This is a genomic window from Fluviicola chungangensis (genome assembly GCF_007558725.1).
Classification (GTDB): Bacteria; Bacteroidota; Bacteroidia; order Flavobacteriales_D; family Crocinitomicaceae; genus Fluviicola; species Fluviicola chungangensis.
Genome location: NZ_VLPL01000009.1, coordinates 42,953 through 66,748, shown reverse-complemented (window position 1 = coordinate 66,748; position 23,796 = coordinate 42,953). Strand labels below are relative to the sequence as shown.

The 23,796-nt window shown below is 43.8% G+C and carries 27 protein-coding genes; 6 read left to right on the top strand and 21 right to left on the bottom strand.

Annotation, left to right across the window (positions count from 1 at the left end; genetic code table 11):
* Positions 1 to 19: 19 nt before the first annotated feature.
* From FO442_RS16030 to uvrB, 7 genes are all read right to left on the bottom strand, one after another.
* A complete protein-coding gene (locus FO442_RS16030; protein WP_144334232.1) occupies positions 20 to 721 on the bottom strand; it encodes a porin family protein in 702 nt (233 codons plus the stop codon).
* 95 nt (positions 722 to 816) lie between these two features.
* Complete coding sequence (locus FO442_RS16025) at positions 817 to 1,323, bottom strand: FKBP-type peptidyl-prolyl cis-trans isomerase (protein WP_144334231.1); 507 nt, start codon at positions 1,321 to 1,323, stop codon at positions 817 to 819.
* Between the two features lie 95 nt (positions 1,324 to 1,418).
* Positions 1,419 to 2,453 carry a zinc dependent phospholipase C family protein gene (locus tag FO442_RS16020; protein WP_144334230.1) on the bottom strand — a complete coding sequence of 345 codons (1,035 nt, stop codon included), beginning with the start codon at positions 2,451 to 2,453 and terminating at the stop codon, positions 1,419 to 1,421.
* Positions 2,422 to 3,150: a 2-phosphosulfolactate phosphatase gene (locus FO442_RS16015; protein ID WP_144334229.1), complete on the bottom strand. Its 729-nt coding sequence runs from the start codon at positions 3,148 to 3,150 to the stop codon at positions 2,422 to 2,424. The genes FO442_RS16020 and FO442_RS16015 overlap by 32 nt, the downstream gene beginning before the upstream one ends.
* Positions 3,151 to 3,172: 22 nt before the next feature.
* Positions 3,173 to 3,484: a DUF3817 domain-containing protein gene (locus FO442_RS16010; RefSeq protein WP_144334228.1), complete on the bottom strand. Its 312-nt coding sequence runs from the start codon at positions 3,482 to 3,484 to the stop codon at positions 3,173 to 3,175.
* Between the two features lie 143 nt (positions 3,485 to 3,627).
* Positions 3,628 to 4,008 carry a hypothetical protein gene (locus FO442_RS16005; RefSeq protein ID WP_144334227.1) on the bottom strand — a complete coding sequence of 127 codons (381 nt, stop codon included), beginning with the start codon at positions 4,006 to 4,008 and terminating at the stop codon, positions 3,628 to 3,630.
* Between the two features lie 115 nt (positions 4,009 to 4,123).
* A complete protein-coding gene (uvrB, locus tag FO442_RS16000; protein WP_144334226.1) occupies positions 4,124 to 6,148 on the bottom strand; it encodes an excinuclease ABC subunit UvrB in 2,025 nt (674 codons plus the stop codon).
* A gap of 358 nt (positions 6,149 to 6,506) precedes the next feature.
* On the opposite strand from uvrB, the gene FO442_RS15995 reads away from it, so the two are divergent.
* Positions 6,507 to 7,298 carry a TerC family protein gene (locus tag FO442_RS15995; protein ID WP_144334225.1) on the top strand — a complete coding sequence of 264 codons (792 nt, stop codon included), beginning with the start codon at positions 6,507 to 6,509 and terminating at the stop codon, positions 7,296 to 7,298.
* A gap of 72 nt (positions 7,299 to 7,370) precedes the next feature.
* Here FO442_RS15995 and FO442_RS15990 read toward each other — a convergent pair whose 3' ends face one another.
* Together FO442_RS15990 and FO442_RS15985 are read right to left on the bottom strand one after the other, a co-directional pair.
* Positions 7,371 to 8,312 (bottom strand): PorP/SprF family type IX secretion system membrane protein, encoded by a 942-nt coding sequence (locus tag FO442_RS15990; RefSeq protein WP_144334224.1) that lies wholly within the window; start codon positions 8,310 to 8,312, stop codon positions 7,371 to 7,373.
* A complete protein-coding gene (locus tag FO442_RS15985; RefSeq protein ID WP_186280191.1) occupies positions 8,309 to 8,722 on the bottom strand; it encodes a T9SS type B sorting domain-containing protein in 414 nt (137 codons plus the stop codon). Before FO442_RS15985 ends, FO442_RS15990 begins: the two co-directional genes overlap by 4 nt.
* A gap of 541 nt (positions 8,723 to 9,263) precedes the next feature.
* Between FO442_RS15985 and FO442_RS15980 the strand changes: the two genes are divergently transcribed.
* Positions 9,264 to 9,845 (top strand): hypothetical protein, encoded by a 582-nt coding sequence (locus tag FO442_RS15980; RefSeq protein ID WP_246073871.1) that lies wholly within the window; start codon positions 9,264 to 9,266, stop codon positions 9,843 to 9,845.
* Between the two features lie 199 nt (positions 9,846 to 10,044).
* Here the strand turns inward: FO442_RS15980 and FO442_RS15975 are convergent, their stop codons facing one another.
* From FO442_RS15975 to FO442_RS18765, 11 genes are all read right to left on the bottom strand, one after another.
* The gene (locus tag FO442_RS15975) at positions 10,045 to 11,508 is read right to left on the bottom strand and encodes a P-loop NTPase family protein (RefSeq protein ID WP_144334221.1); all 1,464 of its coding nucleotides are present in this window, start codon (positions 11,506 to 11,508) and stop codon (positions 10,045 to 10,047) included.
* A gap of 142 nt (positions 11,509 to 11,650) precedes the next feature.
* A complete protein-coding gene (locus FO442_RS15970) occupies positions 11,651 to 12,760 on the bottom strand; it encodes a vWA domain-containing protein (protein ID WP_144334220.1) in 1,110 nt (369 codons plus the stop codon).
* A gap of 242 nt (positions 12,761 to 13,002) precedes the next feature.
* Positions 13,003 to 14,868, bottom strand: a complete 1,866-nt coding sequence (locus FO442_RS15965) for a T9SS type A sorting domain-containing protein (RefSeq protein WP_144334219.1) — start codon at positions 14,866 to 14,868, stop codon at positions 13,003 to 13,005.
* A gap of 192 nt (positions 14,869 to 15,060) precedes the next feature.
* Complete coding sequence (locus FO442_RS15960) at positions 15,061 to 15,390, bottom strand: hypothetical protein (protein WP_144334218.1); 330 nt, start codon at positions 15,388 to 15,390, stop codon at positions 15,061 to 15,063.
* Positions 15,391 to 15,462: 72 nt separating this feature from the next.
* Positions 15,463 to 16,536: an NAD(P)H-dependent flavin oxidoreductase gene (locus FO442_RS15955; protein ID WP_144334217.1), complete on the bottom strand. Its 1,074-nt coding sequence runs from the start codon at positions 16,534 to 16,536 to the stop codon at positions 15,463 to 15,465.
* A 19-nt stretch (positions 16,537 to 16,555) separates the two neighbouring features.
* Complete coding sequence (locus FO442_RS15950) at positions 16,556 to 17,002, bottom strand: nuclear transport factor 2 family protein (protein ID WP_144334216.1); 447 nt, start codon at positions 17,000 to 17,002, stop codon at positions 16,556 to 16,558.
* Positions 16,999 to 17,217: a tautomerase family protein gene (locus FO442_RS15945; protein ID WP_144334215.1), complete on the bottom strand. Its 219-nt coding sequence runs from the start codon at positions 17,215 to 17,217 to the stop codon at positions 16,999 to 17,001. The genes FO442_RS15950 and FO442_RS15945 overlap by 4 nt, the downstream gene beginning before the upstream one ends.
* Before the next feature lie 12 nt (positions 17,218 to 17,229).
* Positions 17,230 to 17,757 (bottom strand): YceI family protein, encoded by a 528-nt coding sequence (locus tag FO442_RS15940; protein WP_144334214.1) that lies wholly within the window; start codon positions 17,755 to 17,757, stop codon positions 17,230 to 17,232.
* 179 nt (positions 17,758 to 17,936) lie between these two features.
* A complete protein-coding gene (locus tag FO442_RS15935) occupies positions 17,937 to 18,500 on the bottom strand; it encodes a Crp/Fnr family transcriptional regulator (RefSeq protein WP_144334213.1) in 564 nt (187 codons plus the stop codon).
* Positions 18,501 to 18,603: 103 nt separating this feature from the next.
* Complete coding sequence (locus tag FO442_RS15930; protein WP_144334212.1) at positions 18,604 to 19,122, bottom strand: AAA family ATPase; 519 nt, start codon at positions 19,120 to 19,122, stop codon at positions 18,604 to 18,606.
* 10 nt (positions 19,123 to 19,132) lie between these two features.
* Positions 19,133 to 19,318 (bottom strand): hypothetical protein, encoded by a 186-nt coding sequence (locus FO442_RS18765; RefSeq protein WP_186280189.1) that lies wholly within the window; start codon positions 19,316 to 19,318, stop codon positions 19,133 to 19,135.
* Positions 19,319 to 19,535: 217 nt separating this feature from the next.
* Between FO442_RS18765 and FO442_RS15925 the strand changes: the two genes are divergently transcribed.
* The 4 genes from FO442_RS15925 to FO442_RS15915 are packed head-to-tail and all read left to right on the top strand — an operon-like array spanning position 19,536 to position 21,800.
* Positions 19,536 to 20,225: a DUF6629 family protein gene (locus FO442_RS15925; protein ID WP_144334211.1), complete on the top strand. Its 690-nt coding sequence runs from the start codon at positions 19,536 to 19,538 to the stop codon at positions 20,223 to 20,225.
* A 49-nt stretch (positions 20,226 to 20,274) separates the two neighbouring features.
* Positions 20,275 to 20,466 (top strand): chryseobasin-related MNIO class RiPP peptide, encoded by a 192-nt coding sequence (locus FO442_RS15920; RefSeq protein WP_144334210.1) that lies wholly within the window; start codon positions 20,275 to 20,277, stop codon positions 20,464 to 20,466.
* Between the two features lie 24 nt (positions 20,467 to 20,490).
* A complete protein-coding gene (locus FO442_RS18760) occupies positions 20,491 to 20,658 on the top strand; it encodes a chryseobasin-related MNIO class RiPP peptide (RefSeq protein WP_186280187.1) in 168 nt (55 codons plus the stop codon).
* Complete coding sequence (locus FO442_RS15915; RefSeq protein WP_144334209.1) at positions 20,655 to 21,800, top strand: multinuclear nonheme iron-dependent oxidase; 1,146 nt, start codon at positions 20,655 to 20,657, stop codon at positions 21,798 to 21,800. The genes FO442_RS18760 and FO442_RS15915 overlap by 4 nt, the downstream gene beginning before the upstream one ends.
* Before the next feature lie 140 nt (positions 21,801 to 21,940).
* Here FO442_RS15915 and FO442_RS15910 read toward each other — a convergent pair whose 3' ends face one another.
* Positions 21,941 to 23,644, bottom strand: coding sequence for a T9SS type A sorting domain-containing protein (locus FO442_RS15910; RefSeq protein WP_144334208.1), 1,704 nt, complete (start codon positions 23,642 to 23,644; stop codon positions 21,941 to 21,943).
* Between the last annotated feature and the right edge of the window lie 152 nt (positions 23,645 to 23,796).

Here is a 23,796-nt window from a genome sequence, read left to right as displayed (position 1 = left end):
GATGGTTTTTGGTTAATGCTTATTCCGAATCGCGAAAGCCAAGCTTGTATACAACTCCAATGCGTAAGTCAGTTGTATTTGTGTATATTTTGGAACCATTCCCCTGAACCTGCATTTCGACACCTGCCGTATTGAGATTTAAGATTCCGGAATAGTTGCGTGCTTCCACAGAGATTGCCCAGACTTCCTTGATCGGGATGGAAACTCCGATTCCTCCGGCAAAACCGAAATCCCAGCGCTTCAAATATTTGAAATCATTTTTAGTCACATGGTCAGGGTATCCCGACAACTTCCAGCGATCGGTTTGAGCCAACAAAAATCCGCCATAAGGACCAGCGTTGACAAAGAATTGGACTTTTTTACCGAAAGAGGCTTTCACCAATAAGGGTAAAGTGATGTAATCATAAGTAGAGATTGATTTTCCCGTACCGATGTAATCACCCTGAGCGTTTGTAAAAATAGCGTTTTCAGATTGAGCTCCTTTTTGCTGGAATGAAAAGCCCGTTTTAAACGAAAGGATTTTTTTGGTGTTGTATTGAAAAATAAAACCGCCCGAACCGAAAATCGCAGGTTTTGGATTAACGTAAGGATTGTTCTTTACAATCATGGTACTGAAGTTCGGTCCGCCTTCGATTCCCCAATCGTAACGGTTGCTCGATTGTGCGTAGACAGATGTGATTCCGATTGAAAGAAAAGAAAGTATAATCAAGGTGCTTTTCATGGTGGCTTTTTTAAAGTTCGGTAACTCAAACGCTCAAAAGGCCCAAATATTTTAACGTTTGAACCTTTTGAACCTTTTTGAGTATCGAAACTTGTTTAGTGGTGATGCCCGTGTGCACCGTGTGAGTGCCCGTGCGCAATTTCTTCATCTGTTGCCGGTCTTACATCCAGGATTGTCCCTTTGAACAACAAATCCGTTCCTGCAAGCGGATGATTGAAATCCATGGTTACGGTTTCATCCGTCATTTCCAAGATCGTTCCTCTTAAATGATTTCCTTCGTTATCTGTCATCGGTAAAATAGCACCGACCTTGATTTGTGTTTCGTCTACTTTCCCGGTCTCATCGAAAAATACAGAGATCGGGATCAATGCTACATGGTCATCGTTCTTATCGCCGTATGCTTCCGCAGATGGAATATCGAATTCAAACGTGTCACCGGCTTTCAATCCGTGAATGTTCACTTCAAAAGCAGGAATGATGCGCTCCACTCCGTACAAAAATTCCATTGGCTGATTTTCCGATGTTTCCTCGATGTGTTCACCCGTTTTGTGATTGGTCAACTTGTAACTCAAGGAAACCACCATGTTTGTGTCTACTGTCATAGTTTACTTTCAATAATTAGGCAATAAAGGTAATGTAAATCATACAGATTCCTTGTTCTTATCCGGTTAAATTATTACATAATTCCCAGATTGGTTTAATCACAAATCGTTCCTTTATGGTCGCTGTGTTGATACAAATGGTCTAATTCCTCCAACTCTTTGAGTAATTCTGCGGAAGGAGGATTGTTCGTTAATTTCGAAAGATCCGGTTGACCGGCATCGACCCAGGCAGTATACCAAATCGACCCGACTGCAATAATGGCTTGGCGCATACGACGCTCTACCATGCCGTTCATGCGTTTCTGGTATTCATCGCAAAACCCTTTGGAATAGGTTTGGATCACCACATTTCCACGCGTTTCATAGGTGTATTTCTGATCACTCGGGAATTCAGCAGTTAATTCTTTTTCCATGCTTAAAACAGAATCCACCGCTGCGTTGGAAGCTTTCACTGCGTCCCAGGCAAATTCCAGGACATCCGGGATGTACTTTCCTTTCCCGACAAAATAATCGTAGTCTTCCGAGTTCAATTCCACGATCCGGCTTTCCCACAAACCGTGAATTCCGCGCTGGCCTGTCAGTTGTCCGTTATAGTTCTCCGTGGTGTGCAAGGGCACATGTGCATCCCCGATGTAATGTCCGATCTCCGTTGCATTTTTCAGGATGAGGTCGATGTTCTTCGATTCAAATGCTTTCTGCAGGCGATGTTTCATCACCAAAATGTGCCAGGGAACAATTCCGTAAGCCTGGAGCGTATCTTCCGTGAATTTGGCAACGGCGTCATTCCACTTTTTCGGAACAACTTCAAACGGATTTTGTCCGTTTATCGCGTAGTGATCAATATCGATGTAATGCCGCTGGGCTTCACCGTCTACACCGTAGCGCCGTTTATCCGGATCTACGGCATGTTCCGTAATGAAATCAATGTTTTCCTTGAAGAAACCGAACATTTCCGGTGGCAGCGTAAAAGTAGCCACCCGGTTAATGCGTTTATGTCCGAAAAATCCCCAAAGAGCCGGCTGTGGAAAATTACTGTAATCAGGTAAGGGAGCTGCTTCCCCGAATCCTGTCAGGAACAGGCTCAGTAGTAAAATAGTGCTAGTTCTCCGAAATGTTGACGAGTTTACCATTTCTTAAAATTGGAATCACGTTTGTTTGGTTCGGTGTCAAACAATACTTGATGTCTTCATTCAAATTTAAGTTTTTTAATCGTCTTCTGTGCGAACTGGACTTTAAAAATCCGAGATAATTGTCTTTTGCGGACAGATACAGGTATTTTGCGGCAATAGATGAATCTTCCACGGAAGTGAAATTACCGGTATTAATCAGGTGATCACAAATGGCTCCTGCGCAGATAGTGTCTTCCAGGTTGAACTTATCCTGCCAGCCCGAACACAAACACAAAATGTTCTTGTCCTGCTTTGCCAGCCATTGGTTCAAATGATTGAGGTTTAAAAAGGAACCGACCACTACGATCTCCGCATCTTTTGCAACATCGAGGGATTTCGTTCCGTTGGTTGTAGTCAATACGACTTCCTGTCCCTTGAATTCTTCCTTCATATAGGAAAAAGGGGAGTTCCCGAAGTCGAAACCTTCCACGATCTGACCTTTTCGTTCCGCACCCGCCAGGAAGCCTTTTTGCTTGTATTCCCAGGCTTCTTCCACGGTTGGAACCGGAATGATGGATGCAATTCCGTTGTCGAAAGCAGCGCAGATAGCTGAGGTTGCACGCAACACATCAATCACTACCACAATCTCAAATTCATCTTTAAAATAAGCATACTCACCCGGAGTATAGCACACTTCGATCAGTTTTCGTGTATCCATATTAAGAGCGAAGGTACTAAAATCAGATGGATTTCAGGGATTCCTGCGTCGGTTTGAAAATTTTCGCATCCGCTACAAAGGTCCCGAAAGGGAGCAGGGAAGCCACATACGCCCAGATTTTGGTTTTGGCGCTCCATTTGGTTTCCGTCGAAGCCCAGAACACCAAAAAGACATAGGCAATGAACAACAACCCGTGACCCATTCCTACGATCTTATTCGGAGCGGTAATGTCCATCATATATTTCAAAGGCATGGTCACCAAAAACGAAAGAAAGGAAATCCCTTCCAATATTGCGACAATACGCAACGCACCCAAAACAGATTTGAAGTTCATAGTTTTTGTTTGCGAAATTAATCACTGAGCGGAAAATAGGGGTACCGTTCGCCGAAAAATGGTAGGTAACGGAAAAACATTGTGCACTGAGGTGCAATAATACGTATGTGATTCATAAACAGCAGGCACGATGCGTCGTGTTCCTACTGTTTCTTATATTTCTTCCCATCCACCTCCATATACCAGGAACCGCCTTGTTCGTAAGGTTCTGCGTCCAACGAAAAGGTGCGGGGAGTTTGGGAATTTAAACGAATGATCGTGTGCTGCTTATTGATTTCAGGTGTTCCGGTGATTTTACCCGTGCATTCGCATAAGTTGGTTGAACAGGTATCTTGACAATCTACCTGGTAACTTCCTTCTTTTCCGGAAAAGACCAGTTCGTCACTTACAAAAACACCCATCACCGAATTGTATTGTGGTTCGCTATACCAGGTCCCTTCAAAGTCGGAATTGTATTTCAAGAGGGGTTTGTTGCAGGCGAAAAGAACAAGTGTCAGGGTAGTAAGGAGAATTATTTTTTTCATGCTTCAGTTTTTTTAGACTTAAAGACGGAAGACTTAAGACCAAAGACACGATTTTGTCTAAAGTCTTCAGTCTGTTGTCTACAGTCTATGATTGTATCATCTTCGTTAAATAAATTTACTTTTTACGAGCCTGTAATTCAAACAATTCATCCCGCAAGCGCGCAGCTTCAATGAAGTCTAAGTCCTTCGCGGCCTTTTCCATTTGCTTACGCTTCGCAACAATCGCTTTTTCCAGTTCTTCCGGATCGCGGTAATCTACTAACGGCTCCGCAGCCACTAATCCGGATTCGTTCGGAGCGTAATATGCTTTTTGTGAACGTGTCTCCGGATCACCGTCAGCCACTTTCGTGGATTTGAGGATGACCTCCTTGGACTTGTTCAATGCAGTCGGAACAATGCCGTTCGCTTCGTTGTATGCCATTTGCATCGCTCTTCTGCGCTCCGTTTCCGAAATGGTCCGCGCCATGGAATCGGTCATTTTATCGGCATACATGATCACGCGCCCGTTGACGTTCCGAGCTGCACGGCCAACTGTCTGTACCAGCGAACGTTCGTTTCGTAAAAATCCTTCTTTGTCGGCATCGATGATCGCTACCAGGCTCACTTCCGGTAAATCCAGTCCTTCACGCAGCAGGTTTACCCCTATCAGGACATCGAATTCGCCTAAGCGCAACTGGCGTAAAATCTCTACGCGCTCAATGGTATCGATATCCGAGTGGATATAACGACAAGCGATTCCGAGTTTGTCCAGGTATTTCTGGAGTTCTTCCGCCATCCGTTTGGTCAGCGTGGTTACCAGGGTGCGTTCGTCTTTTTCAATGCGCAATTGCATTTCCTCGACCAAATCATCGATCTGGTTCAAACTTGGTCTCACTTCAATGATAGGATCCAATAAGCCGGTAGGGCGGATCAGCTGTTCCACTACCACCCCTTCGGATTGCTCCAGTTCGAAGTCGGCTGGAGTAGCAGAAACATATACGATCTGGTTGATCAATGACTGGAATTCTTCAAACATCAAAGGGCGGTTATCCATCGCAGCCTGGATTCGGAAGCCGTAGTCGACCAGGTTGATCTTGCGTGCGCGGTCACCTCCATACATGGCGCGGATCTGAGGCATGGTAACGTGACTTTCGTCTACGATCATCAAATAATCATCCGGGAAGTAATCCAACAAACAGAAGGGACGTGTTCCCGGTGCGCGTTGATCGAAATAGCGTGAATAGTTCTCGATTCCGGAACAATAACCCAATTCACGCATCATTTCCATATCATAAGAGGTGCGTTCTTCCAGGCGTTTTGCTTCCAGTATTTTTCCTTCACGTTTGAAATTTTCGACCTGGATGACCATGTCCTCACCAATCTGGTCAATTGCTCTTCGAGTGGTCTCAGGACTGGAAACGAAAATGTTTGCGGGATAAATATTGATTTCCTGGAAAACTTCTATTTCGGAATTATTCTCGGGATCGATTGTGCGGATGCGTTCAATTTCATCTCCCCAAAACTCTACACGTAATGCATAATCGGCATACGCTAGGTGAATATCCACGGTATCGCCTTTTACACGGAAGGTCCCGCGTTTGAATTCGGCTTCCGTACGGGAATATAAATTTTCGACCAACCGAAGCAGGAATTTATTGCGAGGGAACGACTGACCGATCCGGATCGGGATAATGGAATTGGCAAATTCGTTCGGGTTTCCGATACCATAAATACAGCTTACGGAAGCGATCACAATTACATCCCTTCTTCCTGAGAGCAGGGCAGAAGTAGCAGAAAGCCGCAGTTTTTCAATTTCATCATTGATCTGCAAATCTTTTTCAATGTAGGTATCTGTGACCGGCAAATAGGCTTCCGGCTGATAATAGTCATAATAACTCACAAAGTATTCCACCGCATTATTCGGGAAGAACTGTTTGAACTCGCCGTAAAGCTGGGCAGCCAGTGTTTTGTTGTGGGACAATATCAGGGTTGGTTTTTCCACCTGCTGGATTACATTTGCCATCGTAAAGGTTTTTCCGCTTCCGGTCACACCCAACAAGGTTTGAGCAAAATGTCCGTCGCGGATTCCGCTAACCAATTGTTCAATGGCAACAGGCTGATCACCTGTCGGTTTAAATTCAGAAGTGAGTTGGAAATCCATAAAACAAATATAAGAAAAAGCGACAGCTTTTGAAGACTGAGTTACGACAAACGTTAGTGCGGAAGTAACGAGGGACAAGCGACAGCTTTTGAAGACTGAGTTACGACAAACGTTAGTGCGGAAGTAACGAGGGACAAGCGACAGCTTTTGAAGAGGGAGTTACGACAAACGTTAGTGCGGAAGTAAGGAGGGACAAGCGACAGCTTTTGAAGAGGGAGTTACAATTCAATTACACAGGGAATTAACGCAGAAGTAACGGGATGATTTTCAGAAAACCTTTCAATTCTCCATTTTAACTTTTCAATTAATCCTATCTTTACGACCTGTTAAGACGCAGACCCAGAATACGCAGGATCCTATGATGAACCAATTCCATGAATTTGCAGCACTAATGACCGAACATCCGGTGAATGCTATCTTGTTGATCCTTGGTATCTTATTGCTTGAAATTATTTTGTCATTCGACAATGCGGCGGTACTTGCAACCATGGTAAAAGATCTGCCGAAAGAGCAACAGGCAAAAGCGTTGAAATACGGAATTCTCGGTGCATATCTCTTCCGCGGACTTGCTTTGGTACTGGTGGAATCGATCCTGAGTATCTGGTGGTTCAAACCGATTGGGGGAGCTTACCTGATTTACATGGCTGTGAAGCATTTCGCGGCGAAAAGTGTGCAGGAAAAAATAGACGAGGAAGTGGAAGTCACAAAGAAAAGTTTCATTTACCGCGGAACTGTCGGTGTAATTGGTATTTTCTGGTCTACGGTGTTGGCGGTGGAGTTTATGGATATTGTTTTCTCAATTGATAACATTTTTGCGGTCGTAGCTTATTCAGACAATGTGATACTGATTTGTACCGGTGTGTTTATCGGAATCTTGGCGATGCGTTATGTAGCGAAATATTTTGTGGTCTTGATGGAGAAATATCCCTTTCTCGAAAACTCAGCTTTCCTGGTAATCGGTATTTTAGGAGTGAAATTGTGTTTGGCATTGTTGGTTAAACTTACCGAATATACAAATGCTGCCGGGTACTTGATCAGACCTTATGGGTGGATTGAATCGGAGCAATTCGACCTGTTCATTTCCGGATTAACCCTTGCCATTTTTATCGTTCCGATCATCATTTTCCGAACGAAGAAAAACAAGGAGTAGAGACAGGATCCCGTTTTAATTTCCCTTAAATAGATGGATGAAAGGGCTGCGACTAAGCTGCCCGGGATTTATTTACCACTTCAGCTTCTTGCGGAACTGTCCTCCTTTTCGGGTAGTGTACTTCCGTTTGGCGAATGGCAGATCATCAATCGTTCGTGCAAAGTTTAACGTGATTTCATGTGTGTGCTCCAGGGTGGTCTTATGCGGACTGAATGTACTTGTCTGGTAGGTATAAACGATACGCAATCCTTTTTCTAAAAAGAAACCCAAACTTCCCGTTACTGAATTGTCTGATTGGTACCCGCCGCCAACCCAAACCAGTTGACCGAATAAGAAGTGTCCGTCAAAAGACATATTCAAACGTGAGCCTTTCACCATGCGTACCATGGCTGTGGGATACAAAATAATGTTGTCGTTGAAACGGATCTTATAACCAATGTGCGAATAGAAATGATTGTATGTGGTAGTGTAAATATTTGAAGGATTGGCCAATGCATTGTCGAATATACTTGGCATCGAAACCCCGAAGTCAAAATTTTGAGATTGAATGGATAGACCGACTCCCAGGTTTACACCTCTGGAAACACGGTTATCTAAAGTCGGCTCTTTTTCACTGAAATAAATGTAGTCTGTTTGTAGGGAACGTTGCTGATACCCCACTTTAACTCCTAATCCGAGTGCTGTCCGTTCGCCCAGCCAAATGTGATAATTGTACACTGCTCCGATCTCCAGGGAGTTCACTCCTGCAGCAAAATCACTGATTGCAATTGCTCCGATACCGTGATTTTTGGTGAAGTGGTAATGCCCGTTCGCAGTAAAGGTCATGGGAGTTTCTGGCGTAGTCATCCATTGTTTTCTAAAGTTCAATGTGGCACTGAACCGGGTTGAAATATCCATGTAACCCGGATTGAATACTGCCTGGTTCAGCATGTATTGGTTATACAAACTTCTTAATTGTGAATGGGAGACAAAGGTGCATGTCAGGAACACCAAAAGGAAGTAAATTTTTCTCATCGTTTCAATGTTATTTTCCCGGACGCAATATTTCCCATTCCGTCGTTGAATTCAAAATAATAAACCCCGGGTGAACATTCTTCACCGAGCATTGGGTTCGATTGGTTTGATTTGCCGTCCCACAAGTTCAGATATGGGGAAGCATAATAAACCGTTTCTCCCCAGCGGTTGAATACTTTCAGGTAATTCCCCGGGTAGTTCAATACATTCAAAATGATGAAATGGTCATTGTATCCGTCACCGTTCGGTGAAAAGAAATCCGCAAAGATCAGGTCATTGATGCGCAGGGTATCGTCCAATTCGTGCGGGTGAACGGGTAGCGTGCTTTCAATAGGGAACTTGTTTTTTTCCTCCTTCATAAAACCAAAGGCAAGAGCGATTAGTGGAGCCAAAAAGATGAATCGAATCATTCTGAATATATTTTCTAGTGCAAAGGTCAGCATTTTAAGCCGTTTTGTGCAAAAAAGAGCAACATTATTTTTAGTCTGTTGACTGAATACTCATTTTTTGAAGGTGAATGGTTGAATCGGATAGCTTGCAGCAAGTGCATAATGAGGAGGACAATACAAACCAGCCGGCGTGTTTATCTCATAAAACAAAAAACGGGAATGGAATGAAGAACGGGAAACTGGAATTAAAGCTAAAATTCAAAACCGGATTTATCCGAAATGTTAATACGAGAATCCATTCTACTTCACGAAAATTCCCTGGAAATGAACTAAATTCTTAATAAATCGGGTTTCCCGCTTGTTAACAGGAACTTAAACTGACAGGCATATCAGGAAATTACTGGTTATCTTTTTGTTAAAAGTTTGGCTTTTGTAAGAATAGTGGTACATTTGCCTCACTAATTTATAACTTACAATAATGAAAAAGATTTTTTATTGCACCTTAAGTGTTGCGTTTTTAACTGTTGGATTATCTTCTTGTGGTAAATCAACTAAAGGTAAAATGGCTAATGAGTGGAAAGTAACCGAGTACAGCCAGACAGAAACTGACACAGAATCAAACGGTGACAAAACTGTTTACACAACATCGTTGACAGAAACGACTGCTACTATGACAACGGAAGATACTCCAAACGGTGGGTCAACAACTACAACAACTCAAACAGGTACAGTTAATATGAACGAAATGACGATCGATAAAGATGGTACATGGACTTCTACAAGAGACATTACTACTACAGATGTAGTTTTTGGAGTGAACACAACAACTAAAGTGACAATGACTGCAAGTGGAACTTGGGCTTTTGTTGGAAAAACGAAAGGTGATGATTTCAAAAAGAATGAGCGCGTAATGTTCAATACATTGTCTGAATCAACTACTTCAGTTTACACTGCAGGAAGCACAACTCAGACATCTTCAAGCTCTGATACTTACATGACAGGTGAGAACGTAATGGTCTATACTGTTAAAGAGTCTAAGAAAGATGAGTTGCAGTTAGAAGCTGAAATTGGAAATACATATACTTCCGGAAGCAATACTAGCACAACAAAAGGAAAAACAACCATTACATTGGCTGGAAAATAATCATCGGTTTTACACTGATGAAAAAGGGAACCTCATGCGGGTTCCCTTTTTTGTTTTAGTTGATCGGATGAATCGGAATGTCCGTCTCTTCTAACACATTGGTACATGAAAATGATCAGTGAAATAATAGATCATTCCGAATACCACTAATGTGATAATTCCGAAAGTAAGCAGGATTCTTTTTTTCATCAATTGGAGATTAATTTAATCCACCGCGTACATAGGAACTGAATTGATCACTGAACGTAGTGTTGTTATTCATATGTGATTTGCTTAGTTTTTTGCTTTCTACCAATCCCCACAAAACAAACTCCTTCAGGAAATGTTTCTCGGACGGAGCTACTTTCGGCTGGTATTTTTGGATCAGTGCTTCCAAAGGAATAATGGAATCCAGTTGTGCATGATACGTAAGATCATCTGCATCTTCCGAAAGGACAAATTCATCCTGTTCGAAGAACCAATCCACGATTTCCTGGTAAGGTCCGCTTTCCCCTGGTTTTTCCAGTTTCTCCACTTTCGGAAAATAACTTTCAAACAGGGTTTTGACAGCCCTTCCGATCAATTGCTCGGCCACGTAAGTACTTCCTTCCTGTTCGCCTTCGTAAACCAATTCCATTTTTCCTGTCAGTGCAGGAATGATTCCCTGGAAATCTGCCAGTCGAACACTGGTTTTCGGACTTTTACTCTTCAAGCCACGCAATTCCGCGGCACTCACTAAGTTTTCAAAAGCCGAAATGCTCATGCGGGCGCTTACACCGCTTTTAACATCTATGTACTCGCTGTTGCGGGCTTCAAATCCGATTTGCTCGATCAGGTCCATAGCTAATCCCGGAACAGTGATGTTTTCTTTCTGATCGCCTTCCAGTTTTGCTTCCTGTTCGGTAATAGTGCGTGCAACCCGGATCGTTTCCGGGTAATGCGTCAGGATTTGGGACCCAATGCGGTCTTTTAACGGAGTTACAATACTCCCGCGATTCGTATAATCTTCCGGATTTGCCGTAAATACAAATTGAATATCCATTGGAAAACGCAACTGGAAACCCCGAATCTGGATATCGCCTTCCTGCAGGATATTGAACAACGCAACCTGTATTCGAGCCTGGAGATCCGGTAATTCGTTAATCACAAAAATGCAACGGTTTGCACGCGGGATCATTCCGAAATGGATTACCCGTTCATCCGCGTAAGACAATTTCATGTTCGCAGCCTTGATTGGATCCACATCCCCGATGAGGTCTGCAATGGTTACATCCGGTGTGGCCAGTTTTTCAGCAAAACGTTCTTCCCGGTGGATCCAGGCGATCGGAGTCGCATCTCCATGTTCCGCTATCAGGTCTTTTGCATAACGGGAAAGCGGAGCCAATGGATCGTCATTCACTTCCGAACCCTCGACGATCGGCATCCATTCGTCCAGTAAATTGACCATCAACCGTGCTAAGCGTGTTTTTGCCTGACCACGCAATCCGAGTAAGTTGATATGGTGTTTTGCCAAAATGGCGCGTTCCAATTCCGGAATGACGGTATTCTCATATCCGTGTATTCCTTCAAAAGCCTGTTTTCCGGACTTGAATGTTTCCATTAAGTTCGATCGCAATTCTTCTTTAACGCTTTTTGTCTGGTATCCCGAAGCTTTTAGTTCACCCAGTGTTTTAATTGATTCCATACGTGTTGTTTCAATGTGTGTGTTTAATTTGTTTCAATAGTTCAATAGTTCAATAGTTTTTGATGCACACTATAAACTAACTTGATAATTGTTCATGAATAATTACTTTCTCCATTCTCAGTTGAATTCCTTTGAACCTTTTCTATCCTCTGATTCGTTTAATCCGGTTTGCCTGGTAATCTTCAAAGATCATTTGCCCCAATCCCTGGATTCCCGTGTAAAATGCTTTTCCCTGGTTTGCCGCTGTAAAATGTTGGATGAATTGCTGTAAATACGGATCCTGGGCGATCATAAAGGTCGTGATCGGGATATGGAGTTTACGCGCCTGTTGTGCAGTCCTGTAGCATTTGTCCACGATGTATTTGTCCAAACCGTTTGAGTTCATGTAATAAGAGCCATCCGGCTCAATTACGCAGCTCGGTTTTCCGTCCGTGATCAGGAAGATTTGCTTATTCGTGTTGCGTTTTCTGCGTAACAGATCCATTGCCAATTCCAGTCCGGCAACCGTATTGGTGTGATAGGGTCCCACCTCCAGGTAGGGAAGATCTTTTGCTTCAATAGCCCACGCATCATCCCCGAACACCAAAATATCCAGCGTATCTTTCGGATAACGGGTTTTGATCAGTTCTGCCAAAGCCATAGCCACTTTTTTTGCCGGAGTAATGCGGTCTTCGCCATACAGGATCATACTGTGACTGATGTCGATCATCAAAACGGTGCTCATCTGTGCTTTGTAGAAACTTTCTTCTACGACCAGGTCACGCTCATGCAGTTGAAATTCACCCATCCCGTTATTGATTTGCCCATTTCGCAGACTTTCCGTCATGGAAATCTTTTCCAATCCGTCTCCGAAATGAAATTGGCGGTAATCTCCTGTTTGTTCGTCTCCGTTTCCGCTGTACTTGGTACGGTGATTCCCGATTCCGCTTTTCTTCAGATTCCCGAAAATTTGCTCCAAAGCATGCTGACGGATTGCCCGTTCCATTTTAGCGGTAATTTCCGCTCCGCCGCTTCCTTCCTGACCCGTTTTGTCACGGATGAAGTTCTTTTTGCGAAGATCTTCCACAAAATCGTCAATAGTGTAATCGGGAGTGGTGAGCTCATATTCTTTGTCCAGGACACGAAGCCACTCAATGGCCTCATCAAAATCACCGGAAGTGTGTGTAATAAGTTCTTTAAAAATCTCAAAGAGCCGATCAAAAGGAGATTGCTCAGGAGCGGAATAGGGTGTAAATACAAATCCTTTGCGCATGGTGTTCGTTTTAAGTGTGATTGACCGTGAGTTGGATGAAGTATTCGGTCAATGAATGAATGAAATAAAGCTGTAATTTGAATGAATAAAGTTACTGCATAAAATCGATCTTTTAAACGATTTAAACCCTTAAAATTCGTTAAAGCCATCGGGGATTTAAAATGGAAAACCTCAGTAAACATTGTTTACTGAGGTTTTAAGGTCAATTGACAAAGGATGAATGTCAACCGGGAAGTTGTTTTTTAGTTTTTTACTACTTTCAACAAGCTCATCTGGCCTGCCCGGTAAATACGCAGGAAGAAGGTATTAGACTCGTATGCAGAAAGGTCCAGTTCTGTTTGAAGCGTATTCGGTTCGGAGGTTTCCAATACTTTTCCAAGTACATCGATCAGCTCCAGGTGTTCGATCACTGATTCTGAAGAAGCAACAGTCACTTTTCCATTGGTCGGAACGGGGTAAATGTTCAACCCGGCAGTAGGCATTTCGTTGATTCCCGCAAATTGAATGTCCACACAATTGGAGGTGTCGATACAACCATAAACATTATCCTGGATGATGATTGCATAGCTTCCGCCATGTGCAGGTTCAAAAATAACATCTGTTTCACCCGGAATGATGGACATATCGGAGCAGTTGATCCACTGAGCGGACATATCAACCAATACTCCTGCAGTTAGGATTCCTCCTGATGAAAAGATAGAAGACATCACATTGTGGATGGTAACGTTCATTTGATCACTCGCCGAACAACCGTTGGCATCTGTTCCGGTTACGGTATAAGTTGCGTTCATTGGGATTGTGGGAATGCCGTTGGTTACGCCGTTGTCCCAGGTATATGTTTGTGCACCGCTTCCTGAGAACGTATGTGGTATTCCCTGGCAAAGGTCTAAATCCGGTCCGGCAGAAACAACCGGTAAAAGGTTAACTGTTACTGTAATTGTGTCGTTTTTAACACAACCGTTGGTATCTGTTCCGGTTACAATGTACGCAGCCGTAGTATCCGGTTCGAATGGCATATTATCCGTCACTCCGTTGTTCCAGATGTAGGTATTTGCACCTTGTCCGCTTAACGTGATGTTGTTTCCTTCACATACACTGAAATCGGCACCTGCATTCACGTTTGGAAGTTCGTTTACTGTAATTGTTACCGTATCGGTATCCGTACATCCGATCGAATCGGTACCGGTCACGACATAAGTTGTAGTTGTCGTTGCTTCAAAGGGAACACTATCTGTTACGCCATTGGTCCAGGCATAGCTTTCGGCTCCTGAACCATAAAGAAGCAGTTCGTCTCCGGAACACACGGCAGGAGAACTATTCGAAGTTACAACCGGAATAGAAACGACCACATTCAATGTATCTGCCAATGTTGCGGGACACCCGGGAACAGTAGCAGACACGGTATATGTTGCTGTAGCTGTTGGTGCTGCAGGAATGGACGCAGTTGTTTCTCCGGTACCCCAGGTAAGCGTACTTCCGGGTTGGTTAGCCAAAGCATAATGGATCCTTCCGTTCCAGACACGGGGCTGATAAACAGCACCTGTATTTTGTGTAAACGGGTATTCCAGACCTCCTCCTTCCAGGAAAGTGATGTTTGCATCGCTGCTGTAAATATTTCCGACATTCGTACCGTTTGAATAGTTCAAACTAACTGCGGAGGTATTCGACGTTACGTAGAATGCATACGTCTGTCCGGCTGGGATTGTGATATTCACATCTACCGGTACCGGTGAGAACCCGCCGGTGTAAGTTACGGGGGCTGAACCGATATACGTCCAGGCTGAAGGGGTATTGGCAAATCCGTTCCAGGTACCAACCTTGTAATAAATTTCGATAGTTGTATTTGACATCGGGGAAGCGTCGAATGACAAAATCGTTACGGCATTGGTTGCAACGATGTCAAACATGTTACCGCGATGGTTATTTCCAGCTGTATTCGAAGCATCCAGCTGATTATCCGGCCCGTTTGCCAAAGCATTCAGGGTAATGCTGTCTCCCCAGCATATCAGGGAATCTGTGGCGCTGATTACAGCAGAACAAGGTTGGGCATAGGCTTTAAAACCAAAAAATGTAAACGCAAGAATAAGTAAGTGTAGTCTTCTTATCATAATAGTGATTTAAAAATTTGTTGCAAATCTACTATTTTAACCGCGAAATTTAATTGCGTAAGGAATAAAAATGGCATATGAAGGGTTTCCCCCCGATAATACGATTACGGGTTGATTGTTAGTTACTTTTCTATTCATAAACAAATCGCTGCAAGAAGGAGTGTACCCGGTTGATGGTTTCCCTTTTACAGTTTATTCCGTTACCAAATTTTGCTCCTTTTCACAGGTTTTGTGTTTGATTGCAGGATCAGGGGTTGGACTAATGCGGAACATGCTGCTGTTTAGATCTCCGTATATTATGGGAATACCGCCTGTAATAATGAAAATGTCTTCAATTCTTGTTCCGGTCACATTGGCAGTCTTACGGACCTTAATTCCATCGATGTAGTAAAATGTACTATCGCCTCTTTGTCCCCTGATTTGGATCTGGTCCGTGTGGTTGCTTGTGTCCGGGATGCTTGATTGAGCAAGGGATTGGTTTATTGTCAAAAAGGAAAGCACGGAAAACAGGACGTATTTCATAAATAAATTTGGATAGAGATGTCGAATAGAACAACATTCCATAAATGGTTTTGTTCATAGCAGATTATTTTTTTATGATCCCATCAATTTCCCTGTTTCCTCGATCAATGCGTGCATCAACTCTTCTGCTTTCCGGTGCTTCAAAACAGGGGCAATCTGACCGCTCCAGAATAAAACCAGGTCGTATTTGTTTTGAGCCAAAGCGGCTTTCCGCAAGGAGGACATGAAAGCAGTTTGAAGCGGGAAGGGGAGAATTTGTACTTCTTTCCCGCTGGTTTCTTTTGCCAGCCGGTTGCTGATTCCACGTCCTAGCCGTCCGGTATAAGATCGAGTCAACAGGGTTTGTTTCGCTGCATCTGAGAATAGGGCTTCCCGGTGTGCCGGCAATGCTCCCGATTCTTCTGTTGCTAAAAATGCTGTTCCGATTTGCACTGCATCTGCACCCAAGGTAAAGGCTGCAGCAATTCCTTTTCCTGATGCGATCCCACCGGCTGCAATGACCGGCAGTTTTACTTTTTCCCGAACCAGTTGAGTCAATACAAAACTTCCTGTTGTTGATAATTCAGCCGGTTCCAAAAAGGACGGACGGTGTCCTCCGGCTTCGAAACCGGATGCGACAATTGCGTCCACGCCTGCATTTTCCAATGCTATTGCTTCGTCAAGAGTGGTGGCATTTCCAACCAGTAAAATTCCACGTTTCCGTGCTTCTTCCAGGATGAATGGAGAGGGAATACCGAAAACAAAACTGAATACCCTGGGCCTCACATCCAAAATGACCTGAACCTGGTTCTCGAAACGTGTTTTGAAATCCGGTTTTGCCGGAAGTTCCAAACCGGCTTCATCGAAATACGGCTTGAATACGGCTTTTGTTTGTTCGAACGCTTCATCGCTGACTGTTCCGTCTTTTGCGTCCGTGTCCGAAACCCATAAGTTCAGATTGTAAGGTTTATCGGTCAATGCTTTGATGCGCTGATCCATATCGTAAATCTCCTGTGGAGAAATGCTGTATGCTCCGTAACCTCCCAAACCGCCCGTATTGGAAACTGTTGCAACCAGTTCCGGTGTGGATAAGCCTCCACCGAAAGGTCCCTGTAAAATGGGATAGTCAATCCCCATTAATTCAGTTGCTTTTGTCTTGTACCACATAATGAATGAATTTAAGGAATTAATCAATAACATTTGTAAGCGTCTTGTTCACTATCAGCCATTTACCTTTTTCAGTCTCGTGAAGCGTAAGGAAATTATAGTAATTGAACGCATACATCCTCACGTGTAATTTAGCCGTCGCAATGGAATTGATCACCTCGACTGACAGGATTTCCGCTTCAAACGGTTGACCTGATTTGTCGGGACTTACCCGGTTTGCGACACCGCTCAAATATTCGTTGCGTGTTTTGGCATACGGTACGCCGTTAATGTCCCCGAAAAGAAGTGCGTCCGAATGAAAGGTTTGCCCCAAAAGAACCGTGTCGCCTGTTTCGATTCCTTTAAAATACCGGTTGATTACTGTCACAACGGCTGCCGTATTGTTTGTTGTCTCCATGATTTTCAGTATTTGTGCGCTGATGCCTTGCCGGATGCACAACATCAGCGCGATGGTGAATAATTTCATTTTTTGTCGGCAGTGATTCCCTGTTCTCGTAACACAGATACTTGTTCGCCACCGTATCCCCAATTGTCGGTATCGATTTCGCGAATCACTACATGTGTCAGGTTCGGATCTTTGTTCAGGATGTTTGTAACCACATCGCTTACTTGCTGGATGAGCGCTCTCTTTTGCTCTCGTGTAACGCCTTCGCGCGTTAACTCTATATTGATAACTGGCATGACTGTAACGTGTTAAGCCTCAGCTGTGAGGGTGAAATTCAAATCAAAATGGTTGTAAATGAGATTGTCTCCCAAATTCGTGAAAAAATTCCCGGAGCGGAACCGGATGTCGTATTTCGTGCGGTCAATGGTCATTTTTCCGGATGCAGTAACCGCATTGCCGGTTTGATCTACCTGCATATCGAATCCCACGGGATGTGTGATTCCTTTGATGGTCAAATCCCCGGTTACGTGGTAAGAACCATTTTCACGCGGCTCCACATGTACCACTTCCATACGTGCTTCCGGGAATTGTTCGGAGCTGAAGAAATCGTCTGATGCCAGGTGACTTGCGAATTGTGCATTGGTTGCAGGATCCGTAATGTCCAGGATTTTGATTGAAGTAGTGTCAATCACGAAGTTTCCGCCACTTAGGAAATGATCGTTGAAATTTAATTGACCTGCTTTGAAGTCGATTGTTCCGTTGTGGGCACCGGTTACTTTTCGGCCTACCCATGCTACTTTGCTTTTTGCATTGTTGATTTCAAATTGTGTTTTCATGTCTTGAACTGTTTAAATGAATAACACAAAGTTGAGGCGGAAAAAGTGCACCATTGTGTGACATACATCACATTCGAAAAAGAGCGCATTGAATGTGACATAGGTCACAACGGCGAATTGGATTTTGATGTGGAAATTGGTTTGCCTTATCCTTAATACACGCCCTCAAACCCACAATGCTATAAGCGGCTCAACGTTTCTCTCGAAACTCCCAGGTAAGCCGCGATCAGGTGTTTTGGAACAAGGTTGTAAAGTTGCGGGTATTGGGTAAGCAATTCCTCGTAGCGTTGTTTGGCATTGTTGTTCATAAAGGAAAGCAAACGCTTTTGGGTGGCAACGTATCCTTTATTGGTTCGCCAACGGAAGAAATGTTCCATTTCGTGGATTTCCCGACATAATTTTTCCCGGTCTTCATTGGAAAGCGCCAGAACGGTTGCATCGGCAATACAATCCACATGGATCTTCGCTTTTTCACCACTGTAGAGTGCTTCGAAATCGGAGGCCCACCAGTTCGGCATGGAAAACTGGAGGATGAACATTTTGACGTCTTCGTTGATGTAAAAGGATTTTAAACATCCTGCCACCACAAAGTATTCATGCTGTACTTTATCCCCGGCAGAAATGATTGTTTGTCCTTTGGTGAAATGCTGTTCTTTGAAATGCGAAAGCACGTATTCAAATACATCGTCCGAAAGCGTCACCGTTTTCGAAATGTGTTTTTGGAGTAATTCGTGCCCATTCATAAAGGCTAAATTAACACAGATTGCGGTAATTGAAAAGGGATACCCCGGATAAGTTTTATTTTAAGTAAGCGACATTTCAGCTCGAGTGGTGATAATGAAAAGTTTAATCAAAACGAAGAATTGCTTCAATGACCTGCTTCTCACGTTCAGCCGGAGTTCCATTAACAAGAATTGTTTCAAGGTCAAAAGCATCGATCCATTCTTCCAACAGGTCGTTGACTTGCCGGCGGAGTTGGGGAAATTCAGCTTCCGGACAACCGATCTCATCCGGACTTTCAATCGGAACGAATACCAGCAGATCGATTTCCTCCATGGCTTCTTTGACTTGCAGGTAGTACTTCCGCGAAGCTTCAGCTCCGCCGATGACATAGATGTAAGCCAGTAAATCAAGCGGACACCGGTCGAAAATGACATCCAATTCATCCATTTCAACGGTTTCGATCGCGTGTTCTATCTGGAGGGTCAAATCTTCCAAATTCGGTGTATGGGAAAAGGAACGCCCTTGTTCTTCCAGGGCCACATAGGGCTCGGGAACGAAAAAAAATTCAGGCAGGGATGCATGGATTTTTTCTGCAAGACTGGTTTTTCCTACTCTGTGAGCTCCGCTAAATGCAATTTTCATAGTTGAATGTTTAAATACTTTTCACACGTTCTTCTTTCAAATCAATTTGGTATAGCTGCGTAAGCCCGGAATAAAACGGATCAGTAAACAGCTTCCCGCCAATAAAATAAGATGCGAAATGTGCAATTTGACCGCCCACATGTTCAGGAATACGATGACGGCGATCATGGCGGGTAAAAAGTAAAATGGTATGCATCGATTTTCCGCTTAGTTATTTTTCAGTAATGCAGGCGGTCGTCTGGAATTTTCAATACTAGTAAAAATAGTCGGACAAAAAGACGCTTGGTAAAAAAATGTCGGATCGCTTAATCCTTTTATGTCATTTATTCATATTATATTTCTATATCCATAGACGGTATGTGCAACATGGGTTGTACGGCCGTTCAATGAAATACAAACTAAATTGAATAAGGATGTGTTTTTCTGCAAGTGCAAGTTTTATAGCAGGAGGAACTTTAACCATTGCTGGAATAGCCTCCGTGAGCCAGGTTCGTAAACCCATTCATGTGGTTTTTGCCTGTATTCCGCTATTCTTTGCGATTCAACAGTTTTGCGAAGGATTTGTCTGGCTTTCTTTAATTGATGCGGATTTTTCCAGGTGGCACGAACCTGCTAAGTATGTTTTTCTTCTGTTTGCACAAGTCATTTGGCCGTTTTGGGTTCCTCTTTCGTTTTTGGTTATCGAACGCAATCCCCGAAGACAGAAAATCCTCCGCTATTTTTTATTTGCAGGGAGTGCGTGTTCCATTATGCTGGCTTACCGTTTGCTCTTCTTTTCTGCAAGTGCACAAATCGACGGATGTCATATTTCATATCAAATGGGGGCTTTCTACGCCATACAAATTACGGGAATTTTGTATATCGCTGCAATTGTCATTTCACCATTCTTTTCCAGTTGGAAAAATGCCCTTATTCTGGCTGCTGTCAATCTAGTTTCGCTGATCACCACAGAGTTGTTCTATGAAGCCTGGTTGGTTTCCGTTTGGTGCTTTTTTGCAGCTGTACAAAGTGTTTGGGTCTTTTTGGTCATGCGGGAGATCAGGAAGGCATCTTTTTTGGGTCAACGAACGTTCCCTCAAGAGAATACACCGCAGAATAAATGAATTTGATCATGTAAAGAGAATGTGTTACCTTCCCCAAAATTCTGAAACTATGAAACTATCATCATCTTTATTGCATGCCATTACTTTAGGTGTTTCTGTAGCAACGATCTCTGCTGCAACAACTTCTTGTGAAAAACAAGACATCAAAAAGAAAAAAGAACAAGTCAACGACGACCGGTCTGGCGACACCAATTCACCGAATACGCATTCTGAGCCATGTCCGGCATGTGGAATGGGATAAAGCGAACTTTTAAAGACAACCCGAATGAAACTTTCTCCTGCCTTGCTTCAGGCAATTACCCTGGGTGTTGCGGTAACTGCCCTGTCTTCTTCTTGTCATCAAAATGAGGTGAATTCAGGAAGAACAAAAGAGATCAAAGCGAAAAAAGAAAAGCCGGTCAGAGACAACTGTCCGGTATGTGGAATGGGATGAATCAACTGCTTCCAAAAATCCGTTCGGCTGTTTCCTGTAACCTGGATAATCAGCTTTTACAGGCGACACTTCCTTTATTTGCAGCGGAAAAAATAGAAGCGATCGAATGGTCGTTTGATACACTTTATAAAGTGCGTGAGATTCCGATTTGGTTCGTAGAACTCTTGCATGCTTTTGGAAACGAAGGAAGGCTTGTTGGTCACGGAGTGTATTTCTCGCTTTTTTCGGGAAAATGGACCGCAGAGCAACAACGCTGGCTCGACCATTTGCGCAAGGTTTCATCTAACTTCCGTTTTGATCATATTACAGAACATTTCGGGTTCATGACCGGTGAGGACTTCCACAAAGGTGCACCGATCTCCGTGCCCTACAAGAAAGAAACACTTCGTATTGGAATTGACCGACTGCAACGGATCCGGGAGGCATGCGCTTGTCCCGTCGGGTTGGAAAACCTGGCATTTTCGTATTCGCTGGAAGAAGTGCAGCGACACGGCGAGTTTTTGGAAAGACTGATCGAACCGGTCAATGGATTTATTATTCTCGACCTCCACAATGTATATTGTCAATTGCAGAATTTTGAATTGGATTTCGAAACGCTTATCCGGGCATATCCGCTTGATCGTGTGCGTGAGATTCACATTTCAGGAGGAAGTTGGGACGTGTCCGGGATTCAACCGCAACGAACTATTCGCAGGGATACGCACGACGATGCAGTTCCGGAGGCCGTGTTTGAGCTCTTAAGAAAAACACTTTCCGTATGCCCGAACCTGAAGTTTGTAGTATTGGAACAGCTGGGGATTGCTCTGCATACCACTGAAAGCCAGGAGTTATTTCAGCAGGATTTTGACCACATGCAAGCCATTGTAAATGAATTCAATGGACGCAATAATTTGATCCCCGATAACGATTTCCTGTTGAAGCAAGCCGTGTCTTTGAATGAACCTGTTCCCGAATCATTGGAACTGTACCGGCAACAATTGGAATTGTCTTCCATCCTGGAACAAGCTGCAAATTATGAAGAAGCAACCCGTTTGCTTAACAATTCCACACTGGCGCATTCGGCCTGGAAAACCGAAAGCTGGTCGCCCTATATGTTGGAAACAGCACTCCGGATTGCACAGAAGTGGAGGAGCGGTTGGTAATCCTCCACACTCGCCCATAACCTGTTTTTCACAACAAAAACAACAGGTTTTATATCAAAAAAGGAGACAACCCGCGTCATCTCCCTTTCTGTTACTGTTTGAATGAATATCAGCCTGGGCTGATGCATAATCGAAAGTGCTTATTCTTTCACGAATCGTTCTCTTTGAATGGTTCCTCCTTTCGTAGTCACCTCCATCATGTAAGCTCCCTGCTCAAGTTTTCCGACAGTAAGAGTCATTACATCCGGGTTTCGTTCACCGGCTTGCTGTGAAAGTACCAGTTTGCCTTTCAGGTCATAAACAGAGACATGTTCAATGGTCCCTTCATCCACCGTGATGTTAACCACTTCGTTTGCCGGATTCGGAGATAAAGTAATTCCCGGACCTTGTGCGGCAAGGGCAGGAGCGATGCTTTGGCAAAGGATTGTTTGGTGGATCGGGCGCGGGATTTGGGTGGAAGGATAACTCACCGGATACATTGGAAGCGGATTGAAGTTTCCGGGACCTACCCAAATCGGGCTGGTTGTAAACGTATTTACCGAAGCCTGTTTTTCACACTTGGAAACACTTAAAAGGGAAGAAACATTCAGGTCAAAACCCCCGTTGATGGTATTCTGGCTTACCAGGTAAGTCCGGTTTGAAGACAGGTTGTACACAATCATATCCGGAGTGTTGATAAAGACAGAATTACCGCTTTCCTCAAAATAACTTGGCGCCAAAGGCGAGTTGTTGCCTGATTGGTATATTTTCGCCGCCAGGAAAGTCAGGTTATCCTTCAGTGTAATTTGGAAAGGAGTGAGTAATTGCGGCAATGCACCGGACGGAGCGCTTAAATATCCCCCAATGACAATCATATTATCCCGGGACTGCTGTAAACGGAAACCGTTTTGATCGACACCGCTGCCAATCGGATATCCTGCCAGCTGATGGCGTGTCCAGGGTGTCAGGAATGCCCCGGTAAGCGGATCACATATAGCAATCTGGAACTGGTGAATAACACTGTTGTTAGCCAATAGGTAAACGACATTCAATGGGGCATTGTACATTACGGAAGATCCCGCAAAACGCGAGTTGGTGTTGTCGATAATATTGGAAAATGTTACGTTTCCTGCATAATCTGTCCCGAGCGTAATGAGGTTTTGTTCTCCCGAAGCAGGAGCATTGCAGGATCCCGAAATAAAGTAGCCTGCTCCCGGTACTTCCGTAATGTTTTCCAGCATGTCATAATCCCAGATGCTGGTCGCCGGAAGGTCCATTTCGATCGGAGGATAAGATTGGATATTGAAATTAGTGATATCCAGCCCCAGTACAAAACCGAACTTCGGAATAGTAGCATAATTGCTCGATGTAACTGTCCCTACAATTTCAGTCCCGACTACCGTCACCTGTCCGGCTGTTTCCGAGCAGATAATCTGGTGAGGTACCGTGGAATTTCCGCTGAAGGTATACTCAAGCGAACTTTGTACCGGTGCTCCCGTCATGAAGTCAACTTCTGCTACGATCATTTTATAAGGTGTTCCGCCGGTCGTTACAGCCGTCATTCCCGTGAGAATAATGGTGTTTGTGGCTTCCCTGATTGTAAAGTCCATTAAATAAACAGCATCGGGGTAATCGACATAATAGGTGCTCAAAGGAGTTCCGGCAACATTGGTAACCTTAAAAGTGGGAGTTAATAAACCTGTTGCCGGATTGGTTTCCGTGAAACCGCTTATGACAAAGTCCTGAAAGCTTTCAACAGATAAGTTTTGATTGACCCAGCTTCCGTTGGTAATTTCCAGGATTCGCTGAGAGTTGCCAAAATAGGGCGCAAGCAGGAGCGCCACCGTGAATAGTGTTGTCTTCATAATACAGTGAATAATTGTTATGGAAGTAAGTTAACTCATTCGGTATCACGAGTCAAATCTGAAAACGTTAAATGTGGTTTTCCGCTACGATAAAGCACAAAAGAGACGTGGAAAGTTAGATTATATTGTTTTATGTGATAAATGTTACATTT